The organism is Levilactobacillus mulengensis (genome assembly GCF_003946045.1).
Classification (GTDB): Bacteria; Bacillota; Bacilli; order Lactobacillales; family Lactobacillaceae; genus Levilactobacillus; species Levilactobacillus mulengensis.
In genome coordinates this window covers 1-17,475 of the sequence record NZ_RHNW01000007.1, presented here as the reverse complement: position 1 = coordinate 17,475, position 17,475 = coordinate 1, and the positions used below count along the sequence as shown (strand labels likewise).

Annotated in this window: 14 protein-coding genes and 1 tRNA gene; 6 read left to right on the top strand and 9 right to left on the bottom strand. The window is 50.9% G+C overall.

Features of this window, described 5'->3' with window-relative positions; all coding sequences use genetic code 11:
• Positions 1–80: 80 nt before the first annotated feature.
• Entirely contained in the window at positions 81–1,010 is a 930-nt protein-coding gene (locus EKM84_RS07840; RefSeq protein ID WP_125765211.1) for a ketopantoate reductase family protein, read from the bottom strand.
• Between the two features lie 793 nt (positions 1,011–1,803).
• Between EKM84_RS07840 and EKM84_RS07835 the strand changes: the two genes are divergently transcribed.
• Positions 1,804–3,774, top strand: a complete 1,971-nt coding sequence (locus tag EKM84_RS07835; protein WP_125765210.1) for a S9 family peptidase — start codon at positions 1,804–1,806, stop codon at positions 3,772–3,774.
• 581 nt (positions 3,775–4,355) lie between these two features.
• Positions 4,356–5,966, top strand: coding sequence for a polysaccharide biosynthesis protein (locus tag EKM84_RS07830; RefSeq protein WP_125765209.1), 1,611 nt, complete (start codon positions 4,356–4,358; stop codon positions 5,964–5,966).
• Positions 5,967–6,312: 346 nt separating this feature from the next.
• Here the strand turns inward: EKM84_RS07830 and EKM84_RS07825 are convergent, their stop codons facing one another.
• A complete protein-coding gene (locus EKM84_RS07825; RefSeq protein ID WP_125765208.1) occupies positions 6,313–6,795 on the bottom strand; it encodes a C40 family peptidase in 483 nt (160 codons plus the stop codon).
• Positions 6,796–6,949: 154 nt separating this feature from the next.
• Positions 6,950–7,906: a linear amide C-N hydrolase gene (locus tag EKM84_RS07820; protein WP_125765207.1), complete on the bottom strand. Its 957-nt coding sequence runs from the start codon at positions 7,904–7,906 to the stop codon at positions 6,950–6,952.
• Between the two features lie 151 nt (positions 7,907–8,057).
• Here EKM84_RS07820 and EKM84_RS07815 point away from each other — a divergent pair, with 151 nt between their 5' ends.
• The gene (locus EKM84_RS07815; protein WP_125765206.1) at positions 8,058–8,684 is read left to right on the top strand and encodes an LVIS_2131 family protein; all 627 of its coding nucleotides are present in this window, start codon (positions 8,058–8,060) and stop codon (positions 8,682–8,684) included.
• A 486-nt stretch (positions 8,685–9,170) separates the two neighbouring features.
• Here EKM84_RS07815 and EKM84_RS07810 read toward each other — a convergent pair whose 3' ends face one another.
• The 5 genes from EKM84_RS07810 to EKM84_RS07790 all read right to left on the bottom strand — a co-directional run bounded on the left by EKM84_RS07810 (position 9,171) and on the right by EKM84_RS07790 (position 13,624).
• Positions 9,171–9,698 carry a hypothetical protein gene (locus EKM84_RS07810; RefSeq protein ID WP_125765205.1) on the bottom strand — a complete coding sequence of 176 codons (528 nt, stop codon included), beginning with the start codon at positions 9,696–9,698 and terminating at the stop codon, positions 9,171–9,173.
• Positions 9,699–9,838: 140 nt separating this feature from the next.
• Positions 9,839–11,161, bottom strand: a complete 1,323-nt coding sequence (locus EKM84_RS07805; protein ID WP_125765204.1) for a DUF5776 domain-containing protein — start codon at positions 11,159–11,161, stop codon at positions 9,839–9,841.
• A gap of 183 nt (positions 11,162–11,344) precedes the next feature.
• The gene (locus EKM84_RS07800) at positions 11,345–11,899 is read right to left on the bottom strand and encodes a M15 family metallopeptidase (RefSeq protein WP_125765203.1); all 555 of its coding nucleotides are present in this window, start codon (positions 11,897–11,899) and stop codon (positions 11,345–11,347) included.
• Between the two features lie 593 nt (positions 11,900–12,492).
• Positions 12,493–13,140: an NAD(P)H-hydrate epimerase gene (locus EKM84_RS07795; protein ID WP_125765202.1), complete on the bottom strand. Its 648-nt coding sequence runs from the start codon at positions 13,138–13,140 to the stop codon at positions 12,493–12,495.
• 31 nt (positions 13,141–13,171) lie between these two features.
• Positions 13,172–13,624 carry a MarR family winged helix-turn-helix transcriptional regulator gene (locus EKM84_RS07790; protein WP_125765201.1) on the bottom strand — a complete coding sequence of 151 codons (453 nt, stop codon included), beginning with the start codon at positions 13,622–13,624 and terminating at the stop codon, positions 13,172–13,174.
• 471 nt (positions 13,625–14,095) lie between these two features.
• Here EKM84_RS07790 and EKM84_RS07785 point away from each other — a divergent pair, with 471 nt between their 5' ends.
• Both EKM84_RS07785 and EKM84_RS07780 read left to right on the top strand, forming a co-directional pair.
• The gene (locus EKM84_RS07785) at positions 14,096–14,422 is read left to right on the top strand and encodes a hypothetical protein (RefSeq protein ID WP_125765200.1); all 327 of its coding nucleotides are present in this window, start codon (positions 14,096–14,098) and stop codon (positions 14,420–14,422) included.
• Between the two features lie 47 nt (positions 14,423–14,469).
• A tRNA-Arg gene (locus EKM84_RS07780) sits at positions 14,470–14,541 on the top strand.
• A gap of 382 nt (positions 14,542–14,923) precedes the next feature.
• On the opposite strand, the gene EKM84_RS07775 is transcribed toward EKM84_RS07780, so the two are convergent.
• Positions 14,924–16,102, bottom strand: coding sequence for a GGDEF domain-containing protein (locus EKM84_RS07775; RefSeq protein ID WP_125765199.1), 1,179 nt, complete (start codon positions 16,100–16,102; stop codon positions 14,924–14,926).
• Between the two features lie 318 nt (positions 16,103–16,420).
• Between EKM84_RS07775 and EKM84_RS07770 the strand changes: the two genes are divergently transcribed.
• Complete coding sequence (locus EKM84_RS07770) at positions 16,421–17,446, top strand: AlbA family DNA-binding domain-containing protein (RefSeq protein WP_125765198.1); 1,026 nt, start codon at positions 16,421–16,423, stop codon at positions 17,444–17,446.
• Positions 17,447–17,475 lie beyond the last annotated feature (29 nt).

Below are 17,475 nucleotides of genomic sequence, written 5' to 3'. Positions count from 1 at the left end.
CAACTAGATATGGGGGCAAAAATTAGCTTAATTCTACATATGGTAGTAAAACCACAGAGCGTGGTCAACCGATTTTTCCGTTAGATACCTTTAAGGGTTTCTTGGGCGTGAATCGCTTGGGCCAGGATGGCGTTCGTCGGTGCCGGCACGTTGAGTTGGGCGCCTAATTTAGCGACGTAGCCGTTGAGAAAATCAATTTCGGTCGGCCGCCGATTGGCCATGTCTTGATGCATGGAGGGGTAGTGGCCGCCATTGGTTTCCGGTGAAAACTGCGCGGCAATCAGGTCCGTCACGTCCGCAGCACTGAACTGAATTTTAGCCGCGTCGGCCACGGCTTGAAACTCATTGAGCACCGCATCATTTAACGTCCGCCAGTTGGGTAGGGCGCCAAACTCACCAATGTTGCAGTCGAACAGGGTGCAGTAGGTGTTGAGCACACTGTTCAGGCCAGCCTTTTTCCAGATGGCGGCCATGACGTTGGCGGCTTCACTGGCATGCAGGCCGGCGCCGTTCAACGTATCCAGGATGGCTGGCAGATTCGGAAAGGCATCCGGCACCACGGCCTGAAGGGAAATACTCCCGGTCCCCGTCACCTTGATGTGGCCGGGACCCGTCATGCCAGAGGACCAAACAGTCGTGCCGACCACGATTTGGGCCTTGGGCACGTGCCGTTCAATGGTCTCGACGTTGCCAATCCCGTTAGCCAGCGTCAATACGGCCGGCTGATTGTTGAGGACGTCGCCGAGATCCTGCAGCATCTGGTCCATCTGCATGGCCTTGGTAAACAGAATCACGAGGTCAAAGTGGTCGGTCACGTCCTGTGGTGCCATGGCCGTCATGGGATAAACGTGGTCAGCTCCGTCATCAGTAGTCACAATCAGTCCGTCGCGGTTAATCGCCGCCACGTGGTCGGCCCAGTTATCAATCAGGGTCACTTGGTTACCGGCAGCTTGTAGCTTAACGCCAAACCGGCTGCCCATCGCCCCAGCACCCGCAATCGCAATTTTCATGGAAAACACGCTCCTTGGTTATCAGTAAATTTATGTTGAGACCACGACTGGTTGCGTTAACCAATCAATGTGGCAACAACATATAATGGATAACTTTAGTTTAGCAGTTTTCCGGGGTTTGTGGTGTGAGGGAGATTCTGAGATAGCTAGCGGTTTTGGAGAGAGTAGATTTAGAAATATCGATTTAATCTGTCGTTGCGGGTTAAACTAGTGTTAGCCGCAGGGATGGTGAAAATGGGCTAGCGTGGCCAGTATGAGTGACCAGAGGCGGATCAAAGTGTCCAGCTGTGTCGGTGGTCTTGGCTGGCGTTTTGTGCCAGCCTAGCCCACGGGACGACCTTTGAGACCGCCTTTTGGCTCAAAGTCGAGGTGGAAGCCTGCACTTGGGCTGGAACCGACCCCATAGCAGTTGAAGAAGTGGAACTCAATAAAACTGTCAATTCAAACTATCTTTGCGGGCCAAACTAGTGTCAGCCGCAGGGATGGTGAAAATGAGCTCAGCCGTGGGAGTTGCCTTAGCGGTTTACCGCTTAGGCAACTGCTATCTTTGAGACGTGAGTTTCGGCTCAAAGTAAGCCTGAAGACCGCCCCCACAGGCTTCAGGCGGCGCCCACAGCGTCACGGCCCATTTTCACCATCCCGGAGGCGAAAGCAACGAAAGTTTAACGCCAACAGAAGTTTTGCCCGCAAACGGATAGATTGGTAATTGACATCCGCCGGGCACTAGGCTAACATGAAAGCCAATCATTAAATGAGAAAGCAATGAGAAAATTTATAATTAGGAGCGATGCGTATGCCAAAAGGTGTCAGTGCACAAGATCTTTTCAAATTAAAATCGGTGGCCCAGCCGTTAGCCGCTGCCGGCCAAGTCTTTTTCGTTGAAAATAGTATTGATGAGGCTGCCAATGATTATCGCGCGCAGCTCAAACGTGTTGACGCCGCTGGTCATACTCAGACGGTCGGCGCCAATGGCAAGCTTAACGTGCAGCCCGCAGTCGCTGGTGCGCAGCTCTTTTACGCGGCAACGGTTGGCGACGCGAAGGCGCAATTGTTCCAAGTGGCTTTAGCGGGTGGCGAGGCCAAATTAGTCACGACGACCACGCCGAACGAGGCCGTGAATACGGTTATCGCCTCGGCGGATGGCACTAGCGTCTTCTTTAAAACAACAGAAACGGCTGAACAGCCTAAGTTACCAAGTCCCCAAGCCTTCCCGCAAACGCGGCACGTGGACAAGCTCATCAACAAGGCCGATGGCTACGGCTGGTTGCCCTTAGATGTGACCTATCGCTTGCGCCGTCTGGCAGTTGACACTGGCGAAGTCACTGAAATTTGCCAACAAGGCTTCGATTTTAGTTTGACCTCCGTCAGCGATGATGGCCGTTACGTCACGGTTTTACGGGATGATGATCCCGCCGACGAACGGAATTTTGCGCATGGCGCCTATAGTTTGGATACCCAGACCGGCGCAACCGTTGATTTGACCGCTAGCCTCGCTCATGGCCATTTTGAGGATGCCACGTTCGCGCCCGATGGGGTTCACGTGGCCCTGATTGGTGACGACGGTCAGGCTGGCCGGCATACTGTGGCGACCCTGTATTTGGGCAACCGCGAAACGGGTGAGTTGACCGACGTGACGCCAGACTTACAAGCCGACCTAGCCCCAGAATTTGCCGGCGACTTCGTGCAACAGGCTGGCGGTAAATTGGTGCGTTGGCTCAGTGCCGACCAATTCGTCTTCGCCGCTTGCTTCCACGCCCATAGTCAACTCTACGTGGGGGATGCCAGTGGCGTGAAATTGGTGGATGACACCGCGCGCCAGATTGTGGACTTCACCGTAGTTGATGAACAGACCGTCGCTTTGGCCGTGTCCTACCAAGACAAGCCGAGTGAATTAGTGACGTTAAACGTGGCGACCGGTCAAGAGACCGTCACCTACGATCCCAACGCCGCTTACGAAGATACGCATGAATTTGCCCATCCACAGCACTTTGACTTCGAATCCGAAGATGGTCAAGCGCTAGAAGGCTGGTATTTACCAGCGCAAACGAGTGCACCCAAGGAACCCGTCCTGTTGTACGTTCACGGGGGACCGCATGCCAACTATGGCGAAACGTTCTTCTATGAATTTCAGGTGCACGCTAGCCGTGGCTTCGGGGTGGTCTTCTTTAATCCCCGTGGGTCAACTAGTTATGGTCAGGCGTTTGAAAGCAACGTGAACGGGCACTACGGCGAGGATGACTTCAACGACGTGATGACCGGCCTGGACGTGGCACTCGAGAAGTTCCCACAATTGGATGCCGACCGACAATACATTGCCGGCGGGTCTTACGGTGGCTTCATGACGACCTGGGCCGTGGGGCACACCAAGCGATTCGCCGCCGCGGTTTCCCAACGCGCCGTGACCAATTGGATCAGCTTATTTGGGACCAGTGATATCGGTTTTTACTTTAACCCAGAAGAACTGGACATCGACCTCTTTGCCGAGGGCGGGGCGGAATCGTACTGGAAACAGTCGCCGTTAGCCTACGCGCAAAACGTCACGACACCCATTCGCCTGCTCCACGGCGAGTGGGATATGCGGTGTCCAATCAGCCAGTCGGAAGAATTCTTCACCGCGGTCAAACGCAACGGGGTCGACGCCGACATGGTTCGTTATCCACAAAGCTTCCACGGCATCTCCCGTGGCGGCCTGCCAAACTTACGGGTCCAACGGCTGGACGACATGACCGAATGGTTCACCGCCCATCCCTCTGTTCAAAAATAACCGGGATTGTGGATGATTGATCACCTGCGGCTTCCAGGGTTCCACCCTGGCTTCCTCCGGTTAAGATTGATTGTTATTTAAATAATTGTTCATAAAGGCACCACCACGGATTCGTCTGTGGTGGTGCCTTTTAAGGTACTATGGATTACTGTGTTGGTAGTTAAGTTAAGTAGTCAATTTATGGTTATGAGCCAGACGGATGTTCAGCTGCCAGACTGGTGAAAATGACTTCGCAAGAGTTAGTGACCAGAGGTGGGTCAAAGTGACCAGCTGTGTCGACGGTCTTGACTGAGGGGGCTGCTCAGTCTAGAGCGTGGACCGACCTTGGAGACTCGCGAACTTTAGCGAGGCTTCAAGGCGAGGCGGAAGACCGTTTCTTAGGCTGGAGCCGGGTCCCACAGCAGGGCGCTTTGAACCCACCGGCGGGAACGAAATCCAGCAAACATTTTCACCAGTCCAGCAGGGCTGACAACCCGGTTTGGCCCGTACCCGATGGATTGGTTATGTACAGCCGGGGATGAGAGGCGTATCCTAGCAGGTGATGCTTTTTTCTTAGAAATGAATTGGTGAGTGCACTATATATGGATAAAAAAATAATTTCAGGATCATTTTGGCTCTCGTTTGGGAGCATTTTTTCACGGGTGCTGGGGGTTGTTTACCTGATTCCCTGGTTGGCGATGATTGGGTCGCCCACGAACCAGACCGTAGCTCAGGCGCTGTTTAACACGGCCTACACGCCCTATGCGTTGTTCATTGCGCTAGGGACGGCGGGGTTTCCGTCGGCGATTGCCCGGCGGGTGGCGTTCTTTAATGGTGAGGACAGCTTCATTAACTCCAAACACATTGCGTTTGCCGGGTTCGGCTTCATGGTGCTTTCCGGGATCATCTGTGGGGGCCTGCTGTACGGCCTCGCGCCGGTGCTGGCCGCCAACAGTCCCGTGAGTTCGGTAGCCAACGCCACGGTAGCGATTCGCTGCCTGGTACCGGCAATCGTGATTTTACCCTCGATGAGTATTTTACGGGGCTGGTTCCAGGGAAATGGAGACCTCAAACCGTTTGGGATTTCGCAGTTGTGGGAACAGTTCATCCGGATCATTGTGATTCTGGGTGGCACCTATCTGTTGATTGAAGTCTGGCACCAAAGCTACGTTCAGGCCGTCTTTATCAGTGTTGCCGCGGCGTTTGTCGGGGCGATTGCCAGTTACCTATACCTGCTAGGCCACCTGTGGCGCCAACGGGGCACGTATCGGCAGTTAACGGCGCAGAGCCAGACCGGGAAGCAACATGCCGCTGGTCAGCTGTTAAAAATGATTGGCTACGAATCGATTCCCTTTGTGATTGTCGGGTCTGGGATTACCCTCAGTCAATTAGTGGATCAGTTGTTCTTTAAGCAAATCATGCAGGGCCTGCTCCATCAGTCGGCGGCGATGACCCAGTATGTGTTCACGATTTTCTCGGCCAACCCCAACAAGATCACCACGGTGATTGTTTCGTTGGCGATGGCGGTGGCGGAAACGTCCTTGCCATTGTTGGCCGGCAAGCTCGGGAACATTAAGGAAAACCGGCCGCAAATTGGCGCGCTGTTAACGAATAATTTCCAGCTGTTAACGTTTGTGCTGTTACCACTAGTGATTCTGGTCAGCGTCTTTGCCTACCCAACCTACGGCATCTTCTTTAACTTCGATGGGGCCGGGGCCACGTACCTGGTCGCCAACGTTTGGCAGAGCCTGGTGTTAGGGTTGGCGTTGGACCTCCTGACGGTGCTACAGGCATTGCGGATGAGCAAAAAAGCCACGACCTACCTATTGACGGGCTTGGGTATTAAGATTGTCCTCCAACTGCCAATGGTTTACTGCTTCCAAGGCTACGGGGCGCTGTTGACCACGGCGATTGCCTTTGGCTGGATCACGGTCGTTAGCTGGCGCTTGATTCGCCGAAGCTACGCGGTCAAGCTGCGGGCTATCGGACCGATTGCGCGGCTAAACCTGGTCTTTGCGGTGGTCGCCACGATTCTGGTCGATGGCTGTCAGTGGTTGATTGGGAACTTCTTCTTCACCAGTAAGTTACTGGCGATGGGCTACGTCGGCGTCCTGGGACTGATCACGTTAGGCCTCTATCTGTGGTTAGCTAACCGGTTAGGCGTGTCAGAATTGATTTTCAAGCGACCAATAAAATTAGCATTGCGTCGTTAACAGGGTTTGGCTACGGGCCAAGCCTTTTTTGTGGTGAATCGCTTATTGATTGATATTGCGACATATTAATTTAGTGGTGGGGACGTTGATTTAGGTCGTTAGGTTTTCTCTCGCCAATATATCCTTGTCCTGGCGGCCTCCGAAACGTGTTCCACGAGCCAGGTCCCTGCGCTTAACCCCGGCTAAGCAATGACCCAAGCCCGGGGTCATCACTTAGCCGACGTTAATGCTCAGGACCTAAGCGGCTCGTTCCACACTCTTAACCCAAAAATCCCCCGTCGCGACGTACGACGGGGGATACAGTTTATTTCATTTATGAAGGTTGGAACTGTTTGTGAAGCTTAGACTAGTCGGCGACCACGTTACCAACGCGGGCGTAACCAACAGCGTGCCACCATGGGGCGTGAACGGCTTCGGTCACCACACCACGGTTTTGGGAATCGATCATCCGACCGTTACCAACGTACAAACCAACGTGGGAGATAGAACGCTTAGACCCACCGAAGAAGACCAAATCACCCTTCTTGATGTTCTTGTAGCTCACGTGCTTGTACTTGTTGTATTGGGCTTGGGCAGTCCGGGGAATCCGCTTGGAAGCACCCTTCTTGTAAACATAGCTGGTAAAACCAGAGCAGTCAAAGCGGGAAGGACCAGTTGAGCCCCAACCGTAAGGCTTACCTAATTGGGCTTTGGCAACCTTGTGGATCTTGTCGTAAGAGATGGTGCTGTCAGCTTGGGCGGTAGCGGGTTGGGTAATAGCAAACCCGGCAATAGCAAATGCGATAGTGGCCATAACAGTCAATACGATATCAGTAAACGTCTTCTTCATAAATGTAAACAAACTCCTTAAGTTTTATTTTTTAGTATTTAGTGTTACTCGTTGCGAATCAACATGCTTAATACTATCAGGGAGTTGTTACAGAAATGTCTCAAAGCAGTATCAATCGGATTAAAGTGAAAATTAAGTTTTGCAATATAAGTCGTTAATCAGCGGGATAGGCGTGTGGAAAATGCCGGTGGGCCGCCATTTCAGGAGTCAAAGTGATTTGTTGCAGCCGGTTAGTTGTTCGTGACATAAAGAAATAGGTTAGCCGGTTTAAATCGATAATTCCGCGATAATGGGTGTAATTATGGTTACCTTGGTCGCGGCGAGCGGGGTCGTACGGCAAAATAACGGCCGCTAACCAGTCGAAAAGTTGGGTGACCGTGGCGTCGGTCGTGGCAATCGTGGGGGTGCCCCAACGTTGAATAGCCATGTGGATGAAGCGCCGCGTGGGAACCGGGCCAGCGGGGAGTGGCGCGCCACTCGCTATGTAGGATTTGGCGGCGGTGATGGTGGCCGGGGTGAAGTCCGCACCGGCAACACCGAGAAAGTCGTTGAGATTTTTTAGGTGGGTGGCTAAGACCGGGGTGTTGGTCAGAACGGCGGCCGCATCAGGTTCAGCGGTCAGTGGACCGCCAGTGGGTTCGATGACTAGCGTTTGCCCCGACCGGTCACTGAGAATCCAGTGGAAGGGGTAGACGTACTTATCCGCGCCCCATTTACGACCGACGAGGGTCACGTGGGGCAGGTCAGCCACGACCTCGGCCAACGTTGCGTGCTCGCCCAAGACCCAGCTGATGAAGTCTTGGGGCGTCAGGTTGGTGTGACCAGGGACCGGGTCGTCGGCGTAATCGACGGCGCCGGGCAGGTAGAGTTCGGCACACGTGAGACCGCTTTCATTTACACCGTCGGCCATCAGGTACGCGGAAAAGTCTGTCGAGATGCGACCGCCGCCCAGTAAGGCGTAGCGGGTGGTGCGCTTGGTGTCCAGGGCCGTTTGCCACTGGTAGTGCCGGGGCAGAAAAACCGGGCGCCAGGGTGTGGTCGTGGGAAAATCCATGGTTCGCCCAAAAAAGTGGTGGCTCGTCGCGGCCGTATAGGTTAGACTAGTACACACAAGGGATTCCTCCTTATATAGAAAATTGACTTCAGTATACCATTGAAATTGGCCGGGACTGTGGCTTGTATTCCCGGCACGAATCTCGTAAGCTATTAGAGAGAAGATTTACCCGAATTTTGCGGCTTAACTCTGGAAGGGAACTGGGAAAATGAAATCGACATGGAATTTGGTGGGGATGGCACTCTGGCTGCTCGTCCTCGTAACGCTGGTCTGGATGGTCCACGACATGCGCGTGCGGCGGATTCGCCTCATTGTGAAGGAACACCACAGCTTTTCGTGGCGGAACTTTACCATTTCAACGATTGAGCTGGTCGTTTGGCTGGCGTTCTTCGGTGGGATGAGTTACACGACTTTCTTCCAAAACGTCAACCAATTGGGCGACCGGGTCAGTCAGACCACCCGTTACGAACCACTGGTCATCAATACCGGGAGTGGTAGCGGGTCCGCGTACTACGTGACTGTGAACAACAGCACCGGGAAGAAGCCCGTGCAGACCTATACATACCTGACCGAAGGGGAAAAATACCAGGTCAGCAGTACCGACGCGACCGTTTCGGCGGGCAAGAAGGCCATTAACCTGCCGGCTTCGGCGTACAAGTGGAACACCAAACAGGTGGCCAAGTATGATCAGCGGCACCAAAAGGCCTGGGTCGGCGTCATCGAAACGACCTATAAGAAGTCCTTCGTGAACGGCATTGGCCTCCACGCGGGTCGCCTCGCCAACCGCTTCACCTTGATTCGAATTCCGGATCATTCATTTATGATGAATGAATAAAAATATCGCCTATAAATCCTTGATATAACGGGATTTATAGGCGATTTTGGTTTCTCTGCGTGATTAGTCGGTTTTGGTGAACGACTCTGGTATGCTGAAAATTAGTAGAAGTTAGAGGGGTGTGCTGGTTTCGTTCGACGCAATCGTCTGTTTTTTTAGGCATTGAAAAGGATAGGTGAAAGCCAATGCAACAAAAATCTGTCGAGAGGAACTTAGCTATTGGGCGACTGGATGTCTTTCGTGTTGGCTCTGGCAGTATTTTTATACCAGATTTGGCGCGACCAGCAAAAGCCAAAAAAATAAGCCTTCCCTCAAACTCTAGACGGTTTGGGAAGACTCGCAACATGGGTTGAACCTAATCGGCTATTGCCCTTGTAACGGCTAGCTAACATCTGAGAAGTTGGTGTACGACCACCAGCTTCTTTTTTTGATTGGCTATAGTATAGCATGAAACTTTGGGATTAGCAGGTAATTTCTCTTGGTAAATCAGAACCAAAAAATGGTATAGATAGCGTCGACCAGCAGCGTTGCGTAGGCGAAGACGACCATGTAAATTTGAAAGACGGTCCCCAGCTGGCTGACCCGAACGTGGGTAGCCATTAGTAGGTTGTTCTGGCGGTAGATTTGGCGCAGTTGGCGTTTGGTCGAGAACATTCGCCATTGTGAAAGCCCAACGGCGATGGCAAAAATCGCAATCAGACTCAAGACGGCAGTCGGTGAGCCCACCCCAGGGAACATAACGATCCACAGCATTGGCAAAATAACGGCTGCGAGAAAGATGTATGAAGATATTTGGATCCGAGGTTTGTAAGCGTCGTTCACACGTTTTTCTGCCGGATGTTCTTGGAAGAATTGGTCCTGCGCAATGGTGTGACGGGCGAGGTCCTGGACACTGACGTCATATTTACCCGTTCGTAAGCGGTTGTAAACGTGAATCAGGTAAAGTGTCAGGATGACAAAAATGACAACGAAAACGGCATAGACGATGAACACGGTTAGTAAACCCGTAAGCATGGGTGGTCCTCCTAAATGACTTAATAATCTACATTATAGGCGTCATAGTGGGGAGAGAAAACCAGTGAATCAAAAAGTCCGTCGGCAACTGAGCCAACGGACTAGGGGTGTTTAGGTATAGTGGTGACAACGGGGTGACCCTATTTCTTAATGACTAAGGTCTTGTTCCCGGTGATGTAAGTGCCATTAGTGAGAACCAGCCGAGTGGTCAGGTTGTGCTTCTCAATCCGTTTGATCTTCAGCGTGGTCCCGCGCTTGTAGTGCCGCACTTTGCCGCTCAAGTTTACCTTGTGGTAGGCGTTGAGACCGTGATTACCGATGACGCGGATGGTCTTGGGATTGGCGTGGTAGTAAGTGTTGCGGACAAAATTGGCATTGGCCGTGATGTAGCCAGTGCGGCCGTCAAGTGAGCGGACGCGGTAACGGAGCCGACCAGCGTTGGACCGGGCGTAACCGGTGACGACAAATTGGGGTCGATTTGGCCGAGTCTGCTTGGTGTACCAGTGTGCCCGCGTAGCCTTGGTGAAGGTTGGCTTGCTGTAGAGCGAAATCTTTTGGGTCGCGTAAACGGCTGAACCCTTGACGACAGAAGCTTTGGTGGTGTCGGCTTGGTCAGCGGCGCCAGATGTTGTGAGGGATGCGCTACTACTGCTTGCGGTAGCTGGAGTGGTGCTTGAAGTGTTGCTGGTGTTGCTTACGTTGCTTGAAGTACTGTCAGCGGTACCTGAAGTCTTGGTACCAGGGTGGTCACTTGGTGTGTTAGCGTCTGAGTCATTGGTGTAGTAGTAATTGACTGTGGCTGTATTAGTCGTCTTGGCTGAGTCAGTGTCTGCCGTTGCAGGTTTATTAGTATCGCGCGTGTAGCCCTTAATAGGAACGTTAACACCTTTTAGACCGGTAATTTCGTGAGCGAACAATGGGTCATCGGCGCCGATGCCAGATTCGATTGTCTTGGTTTGAATGACGTGGGTTGGATCCGCGGAATCATAAAAGTTCAAAGTAACCTTGACCGGATTGGTTGCGCCGTTGAGGGTCATGTCAGTAGGGACGTACTGATAATAAAGCTTATCGATATCCGCATGGTTCCCGCCTAAAAATACGCCATAAAAGACTTTTCCGGTAGTCGCGTTAATAAGGATGGTGTCATTAGTCATGGGATAGTCTTTGGCTCCTGGAATCTCAAAGTCTTCTCCTGCAAAAGAGCCATCGGTGGAGTAGTAGGAAGGATAAGTATCATTTTTAGGATCAGGACTGTCGATGATAAGCTTATTGCCGTTATTAGGGATGGTAGGTTGCAGGATAAAAACGCCACTCCCAGAAAGCTCAGCATGGTCAGGAACTTTAGCAGTAACAGAAGATGTGTCCTGAGAATCGGCACTCACATTAATAGTTGGTTGGTTAATCGATGCAATCAAAGTGACTGAAAATAGCAGAAATGGAATGGTCCAAAGTCTATTTTTCATGATTTATACCCCTAGTGTATTTATTTGGTATTTAAAGTATAAGTCGTAAAATAAATAATAACAATATAAGCCGTCAATCGTTTATAGTTTGCAATAGAAATCGAAAAAACGGGACAATTTGATTGGGATTGTCCCGCCAGAATTAGGCGTTAATATTCAGTGATTGCGGCTAATTAAACTAGGTTAGAAGTCATTTGGATCAGCCGCTGCCGGCTCGTAGTCGTCCATCTGCGTGTCGCGGTAGTCCCACCACTCATTCTCGTAGCCGAAGAAGCCGGCTTCCTGCATGGCGCGGTCTAAGATTTGGTAGTGTTTCTCCTGAGTTGCAGTCCGGGGATGGTCCCGGTGAGCGGCTGTGGTGAAGTCGTCAAACGGTGTTTGCATTTCCAACTCGTTGCCGTCGAGGTCACAGAGCGTCAGGTCAAAGGTCACGCCCTTTTGATGGGAGAAATTGGGATTGGGTTTCGCCACGAACGAGGGGTCCGGGTAAACGTCATACAATTTTTCTTGCGCGGGGACTGGACGATAAGCGTCCCACACCTTTAACCGGTAGCCCTGTTCGCGTAGTAGGGCACTAGCCTTGGCGAGCTTCTTCGCCGTGCCGGTCCGCGCGATGGCGGTCGTGAAATCATAAATTACGTGATGGGTAAAATTGTCAGGGGTGGCATAGCGCAGGTCGACCAGAATGCTGGGGTCCAGCGCTTGAACGTTGGTAAAGCCAGTTTCGAGTTGTGTCATGGTGCACCTCCAAGTGAATTTATGCTGGGTGTTGGTTGTGGTCAGCACCTTACGCTGGCGTAACCAACACGGCTGTCAGCATAGTTGTTGTGACCAGTATACCGGGTTTCAGAAGGGAAAGCTTGTGAAGTGGCTTGGGAAAACCTGGTTGGGATTTTAACGGAGACTATCGACCAAATCCTATTAGTATAGTAGTTGAATGATTGAACGACTAGTGGCGTCGGCCATTTTCTTTAACGCCAACCAGGGGAACCGGAGGCAGTCAGGTGCGGAACCCTGTGTCGGTGGTGTTGGCCGGGGAATTTCCCCGGCCTTACAGCACGGGCCGTCGGCGAGACTTGCGGGCTGGGCAAGACTTGACGGCGAGGTGGAAGACCGCCTTTCAGGCTTCCACCGTGCCCCATAGGGTGGGAGTACCTGACTGCCGCAGGTGGACCGGAATGGTGAGCACAAAAGAAAAAACGGCCGACTCCCTAAGGAGGTCAACCGTTAGTCGGGAAACACGAAAGTCACTCAGCTCTCGCACATCCCATTTTACGCGTTTTACGATATTTTCTAAGCAATAATTCTCGGTTGGTTAACTCACCAGCCAATCACCGGGCGTGTTCCAAATGATCCTGGGCGTAGATGCCAATGTCGGCCACGTGAATCGTGCCGGCGTGCTGCTTGCCAATCGTGGTCAACAGGCCAATCTTGTTGTAGGCCATGGTGGTGGTACTGTCAGCCACGACCGCGACGCCCATGACGTCACCGGTGTCGGCGTTGATACCCGAAGGCACGTCGATGGCCACGGTCTTGGCGTCGGCCGCGTTAATCGCGTTGATGGCGTCCGCAAATTTACCAGTGACCTCGCGCGACAGGCCCACGCCGAAGATGGCATCGACGATGACGGTGGCGTTGACCACGTGGTTCAGGTCGTTGGTCACGGGAATACTGTAGTAGTTCGCAATTTTTAATTGTTGGCTAGTCTGCGGAGTGGCCTTGTCGGGGTTGCCCAGCAGGTAGATTTCCACGTCAATGCCGCGAATCTTGAGTAGGCGGGCGACCGCGATACCGTCGCCGCCGTTGTTGCCGGTAGCGGCCACGACCACGACGCGGCTCAGGTCGAAGTCGTCATTTAAAATGTTGTTGAACGTTGCCAAGGCGGCTCGTTCCATCAGGACTAGCGCGGGGATGCCGATCACGTTGATGGTGTGGGCGTCGTAACGCTGGGCCTCGGCAATGGTAATGGCTTTACTCATAAAAATCCCTCCTTAGTAGGGAAAGGCGTGGCTAGTGGGATTCGGACTGCTGGTCACGGAGAACACGTGATGAAAGTAGTTGGAGCTGGGTGGTGATGTTGGCGTAATCAAAGTCGCTGTCTGGTGGCGTAGCTTCCTGCCACCAGTCGTGGAGCACGGCAATGGCTTGTTTGACCAATTCCTGGCCGTCGGTGGTGAGCTTGAGACGCCGGTTGCGGCGGTCATCGGGATCGGTTTCTTTTTGTAATAGGGACAGGCTGACGAGGTGCTGGACCATGCGGGCCATTAAGCCCTCGTCGACCGCCATCGTCCATGCGGCGCGCCGTTGATTGAGCTGGCTGGTTTCGGAGACCAGCACTAACAAATAAAATTCGGTGATGTTGACCGGCATCTTGTCGGCCTCCAGAATCTGGTTCATTGCCCGCTGAAACTGCCGGTGGAGGATGGCCAGGTTCGTGGTAAAGTCTAATATCGAGTCTTCCATGAGTCGCCCCACCTCCTAGTTTACTAATTAGTCATGTCCGGTACGTGGTTCGTAGTTAGAAATTAAATGGTGCATCGCATCTGTTCCCGCCAGCGGATTCAAGGTGCCCTGCTGTGGGGACCGGCTCCAGCCTGGGAAGCGGTCTTCCGCCTCGCCTTAGAGCCTGAGAAAACGCAGTCTCCAAGGTCGTCCCAGACCATCAGCTGAGAATAACACTCAGCCGATGGTCTCGACACAGCCGGGCACCTTGACCCGCTTCTGGTCACGCCTACGAGCCAGCCAATTTCTACTGTTCACGGGGTTGTTTCTACCAGAGGTGTGAGTCGTGTTCTGGCAGTCGTGACGTATCAAACATAGTCGTTCATATATCCTTAGTTTACACCAGATTGCGGAGAAGGATAACGCTTTGACTCTATTCTTTGCCGGAACGTGCTAGAATAGCAATAAAACTAATTATAGGAGGCAACAAATATGATTATCCAAGTACCAACCGATATGGATGAGGTTCAGATGCGCCAGCTTCAGCTTAAACAGCAGGGGGAAGACGTGAGTGAAGACGTCATCATCCGGCAGGCCGTCCTGGATATTTTTCAAAATGTGCTCGACCAGATTGAAGACGGGCACTACGATACAGCGGCTTGGGCCGGGGAAACTTTGACCGTTACCGACATTAATGGTGATCAGACCGCTGTGGTCAAGCCCCAAGGTGACTCGTTTGTGGCCGATTTCCGCGAAAATTCAGATGCCGCAGAGGACTATTTAGAACAACAAGCCATCAAAGCATCCGGCGCCCGATAAAATTATTTGGTCATTGGACTAATTTAGGACTAAAATAAAGGCGTAGCGCGCCCTTAGTGTAATGGATAGCACATGAGATTTCGGTCCTCATGATCCGAGTTCGACTCTCGGGGGGCGCATCACGTATTTAGGCTGATCAGTTGTTTAAGACAATGAGTCTCTGCCTAATATCTCTAATAACGGAAAGTTCGACTGACTTTTTGGAGGGGGATATTGGCTGAGGCTGGTTGTCTTTTTGTTTGGAATGAAAAGTAGGTTAACTGCAACGATTGCGATTGACCTGTAGGAGTAAGCTATTTATTAAATTGTGAGTGGCATACAGCTTGCTCTAATAACATAGCATGGGCCTGAGTAGTACGCAAAAGTGGCCAGCTACAATTGAGTAGTTGACCACTTAGGTAACTCATAATAACTAGTTTTCGGCAGTACCTGAACTAGCGATCGGGCGAACCGACCTTTCCTTAACTGTGAATGTTACTAGTTCATATCAAGATAGTCAATTTAAAATTTCCGAGTCTGACCTTCAACCGTAATCCGGTCGCGGCCGCCTTCCTTGGATAAGTACAGGTAGTGGTCGACACGTTTGAACCAGCTCTCAAAGTCCAGGTCAGCCGGCTGCAGCGCGGAAATGCCGACCGAGACTGTCACACTTAATTTCTGCCCGTTAACGTGGACTGGATGTTCCTCCAGCGTGTTACGGATAGCCGTCACGATGGCTTCGGCGGCGCTTGGTGACTCGTCCTCGAAGATGATAACGAACTCCTCGCCTCCGTACCGAAACAACTCGCCCGTGTCGGTTTGACGGGTGAGCGCCTGGTTAAAGTGTTGTGCGACGTGCTTAAGGACGGCATCGCCAGTGAGATGACCATACTCGTCGTTGAAGATTTTAAAATGGTCAATGTCAAACATCGCCATGGTAATTGGCTTCGCGGGGTGCCGCTGGTAAACGCCGAAGACACCGACCGTGGTCGTATCAAAGTTGGCCCGATTACGAACACCGGTGAGTTCATCGTAGTTGGCTTCCTGACTAAGCCGGGCAAAGTGGGCGATGATCTGGTTGACCCGGGTCACGAAGACGCGAATGATCCACATGTAAAGAATGAAAATTACGAGGACGTTGACCGCGTAAAACCAATGGTATGGCCGGATTGACCAGATAATAACGCACCAAGCTAGTCCGTACAGAAATTGGAGCACGAGGTAACGCCATTCGGATTCCAAGGCCAGTTCCTGATTGCGGCTGATGTAGCCAATCACGCCACAGAGTAGCAGTATCATCAGGGCAAAGAGCCACCAGAGTCGGGGACTGGCCCCAAGATGAAGCGCCTGAGCGTAGAGCACGAACGGCATTATCAGGTTGACCAGTGTCACAGCAAGTGTGCGCATAGCATAAAGGCTAAATAGCAGAATCATTAATTGGGCAATAACATAACCCCAGTTGGCGACACTCCCGCCATTTAGAACCCAGAAGGTCTGGCGTAAGAGGCCGACCCCGCCGATGACGACGCCCGCTTCAACGAGATGTAGGGCGACGGTATAGGCGCGTGACCGGCGGATGCTGCGTTGGGAGACTAGATAAGTCATAATCATCATAATGGCAATCAGCCCGATAGTAATCAGGGCCATAATTACCGACTTTATATTAAAAATATCCTGAAAAAAGTTTTCGAGAATTGACATCAATTCACCTGCTCAAAGAACTGTTCTAAGTACAGCCTTAAGCATACCATAAATGGGGAGAACGGTTTCGCCGATTAATAAATTTTTCGTCAAAATAATGGCCATGTTGGAGAGAGTGAGGAAATAAAGTCAGAGCTGTTTGGTTAAATACCGTTCCGGGATGGGGATATTGGTAGCAGGAAGAAAAATAGAATTTTATCTACGACTTATCTACGAAAATATCTGTTGTATCTGCTAAAGATGTTGATATAATAGGCATTACAGCACAGTGAGGTTTAGAACTTTATCTATGATATATCATCGGAGGGGAATTCATAAATGAAAAAGCTTCCCATTGAAGGTAATCGTCTTGAGTACAAGGAAACTGCGAAACATGGGTTGCCGAGAAGTATTTGGGAATCTGTGAGCGCTTTTGCCAATACGGCAGGTGGTAAAATTATCTTAGGGGTTTCCGAGGTTAAAAAGAATAAAGAGTTCAATGTTATTGGTGTGGCAGATCCCAATAAGCTTAAAATAGATTTTCTGAATTTGCAGAACGATAAATCGACTATTTCCCAGGCGGTAGTGGGTTCAGATGATGTTGAAGTTGAGACAATTGAGGGAAAAGAAATTGTCGTTATTAAGGTGCCCAAAGTTTCTTATAAGAAGCGACCTATTTATATCAAGGGGAACATAAAGAAAACATTTTATCGTGATCATGAAGCTGATCGTCAGGCGTCTGATGAGCTGCTACGTTATTTTTTACGTGAATCTGATACAACTACTGACTCTGAGTTACTGTCTGGTTTTGATTTAGACGATTTAGATTTGGTTTCTTTACAAAATTACAAAGTCTTTCTTTCTCAACAGAGTCAAGAAGATGAATATTTAACTAAAAATTTTTCGGAATTTCTTAAGATGATTGGTTTAATGCAACGAAATCGTGCGTTGAAGGATAAGAAATGGCAATTAACTAAGGCCGCTTTGCTATTGTTCGGGAAATATAATTCGATTATCGAAGTTTTCCCAAAATTCTTTTTAGACTTTATTGTCAAACGTAATTCTTCTGATGTTGACTATTTAGATCGTATTTACACGTCCAATGAAGCTCATCATCCTCAAAATATCTATAGCTTTTTTGAACAAACTTTTCAGAAGATTCAGAGTCAATTGGATAATAAATTTGAATTGGATGGTATTAATCGAAAGGATAATGGCGAAGTCTTACTTGCCGCGGTCCGCGAGGGGCTGGTCAATTGCTTAATTCATGCTGATTATTCAGCAGAATCACAGATTAAAATTTCTCTATTTAAGGATCTAAAGGTTGAAAGTACTCAAATAGGCTTCAGCCCTTGGGATACTTGAACTGGAGCAACTTAAATTAGATTTTATGC

Coding starts and splice junctions, on each gene's coding strand:
- EKM84_RS07840 (WP_125765211.1), bottom strand. CDS start 1,010: ATGAAAATTGCGATTGCGGGTGCTGGGGCGATGGGCAGCCGGTTTGGC.
- EKM84_RS07835 (WP_125765210.1), top strand. CDS start 1,804: ATGCCAAAAGGTGTCAGTGCACAAGATCTTTTCAAATTAAAATCGGTG.
- EKM84_RS07830 (WP_125765209.1), top strand. CDS start 4,356: ATGGATAAAAAAATAATTTCAGGATCATTTTGGCTCTCGTTTGGGAGC.
- EKM84_RS07825 (WP_125765208.1), bottom strand. CDS start 6,795: ATGAAGAAGACGTTTACTGATATCGTATTGACTGTTATGGCCACTATC.
- EKM84_RS07815 (WP_125765206.1), top strand. CDS start 8,058: ATGAAATCGACATGGAATTTGGTGGGGATGGCACTCTGGCTGCTCGTC.
- EKM84_RS07810 (WP_125765205.1), bottom strand. CDS start 9,698: ATGCTTACGGGTTTACTAACCGTGTTCATCGTCTATGCCGTTTTCGTT.
- EKM84_RS07805 (WP_125765204.1), bottom strand. CDS start 11,161: ATGAAAAATAGACTTTGGACCATTCCATTTCTGCTATTTTCAGTCACT.
- EKM84_RS07800 (WP_125765203.1), bottom strand. CDS start 11,899: ATGACACAACTCGAAACTGGCTTTACCAACGTTCAAGCGCTGGACCCC.
- EKM84_RS07795 (WP_125765202.1), bottom strand. CDS start 13,140: ATGAGTAAAGCCATTACCATTGCCGAGGCCCAGCGTTACGACGCCCAC.
- EKM84_RS07790 (WP_125765201.1), bottom strand. CDS start 13,624: ATGGAAGACTCGATATTAGACTTTACCACGAACCTGGCCATCCTCCAC.
- EKM84_RS07785 (WP_125765200.1), top strand. CDS start 14,096: ATGATTATCCAAGTACCAACCGATATGGATGAGGTTCAGATGCGCCAG.
- EKM84_RS07775 (WP_125765199.1), bottom strand. CDS start 16,102: ATGTCAATTCTCGAAAACTTTTTTCAGGATATTTTTAATATAAAGTCG.
- EKM84_RS07770 (WP_125765198.1), top strand. CDS start 16,421: ATGAAAAAGCTTCCCATTGAAGGTAATCGTCTTGAGTACAAGGAAACT.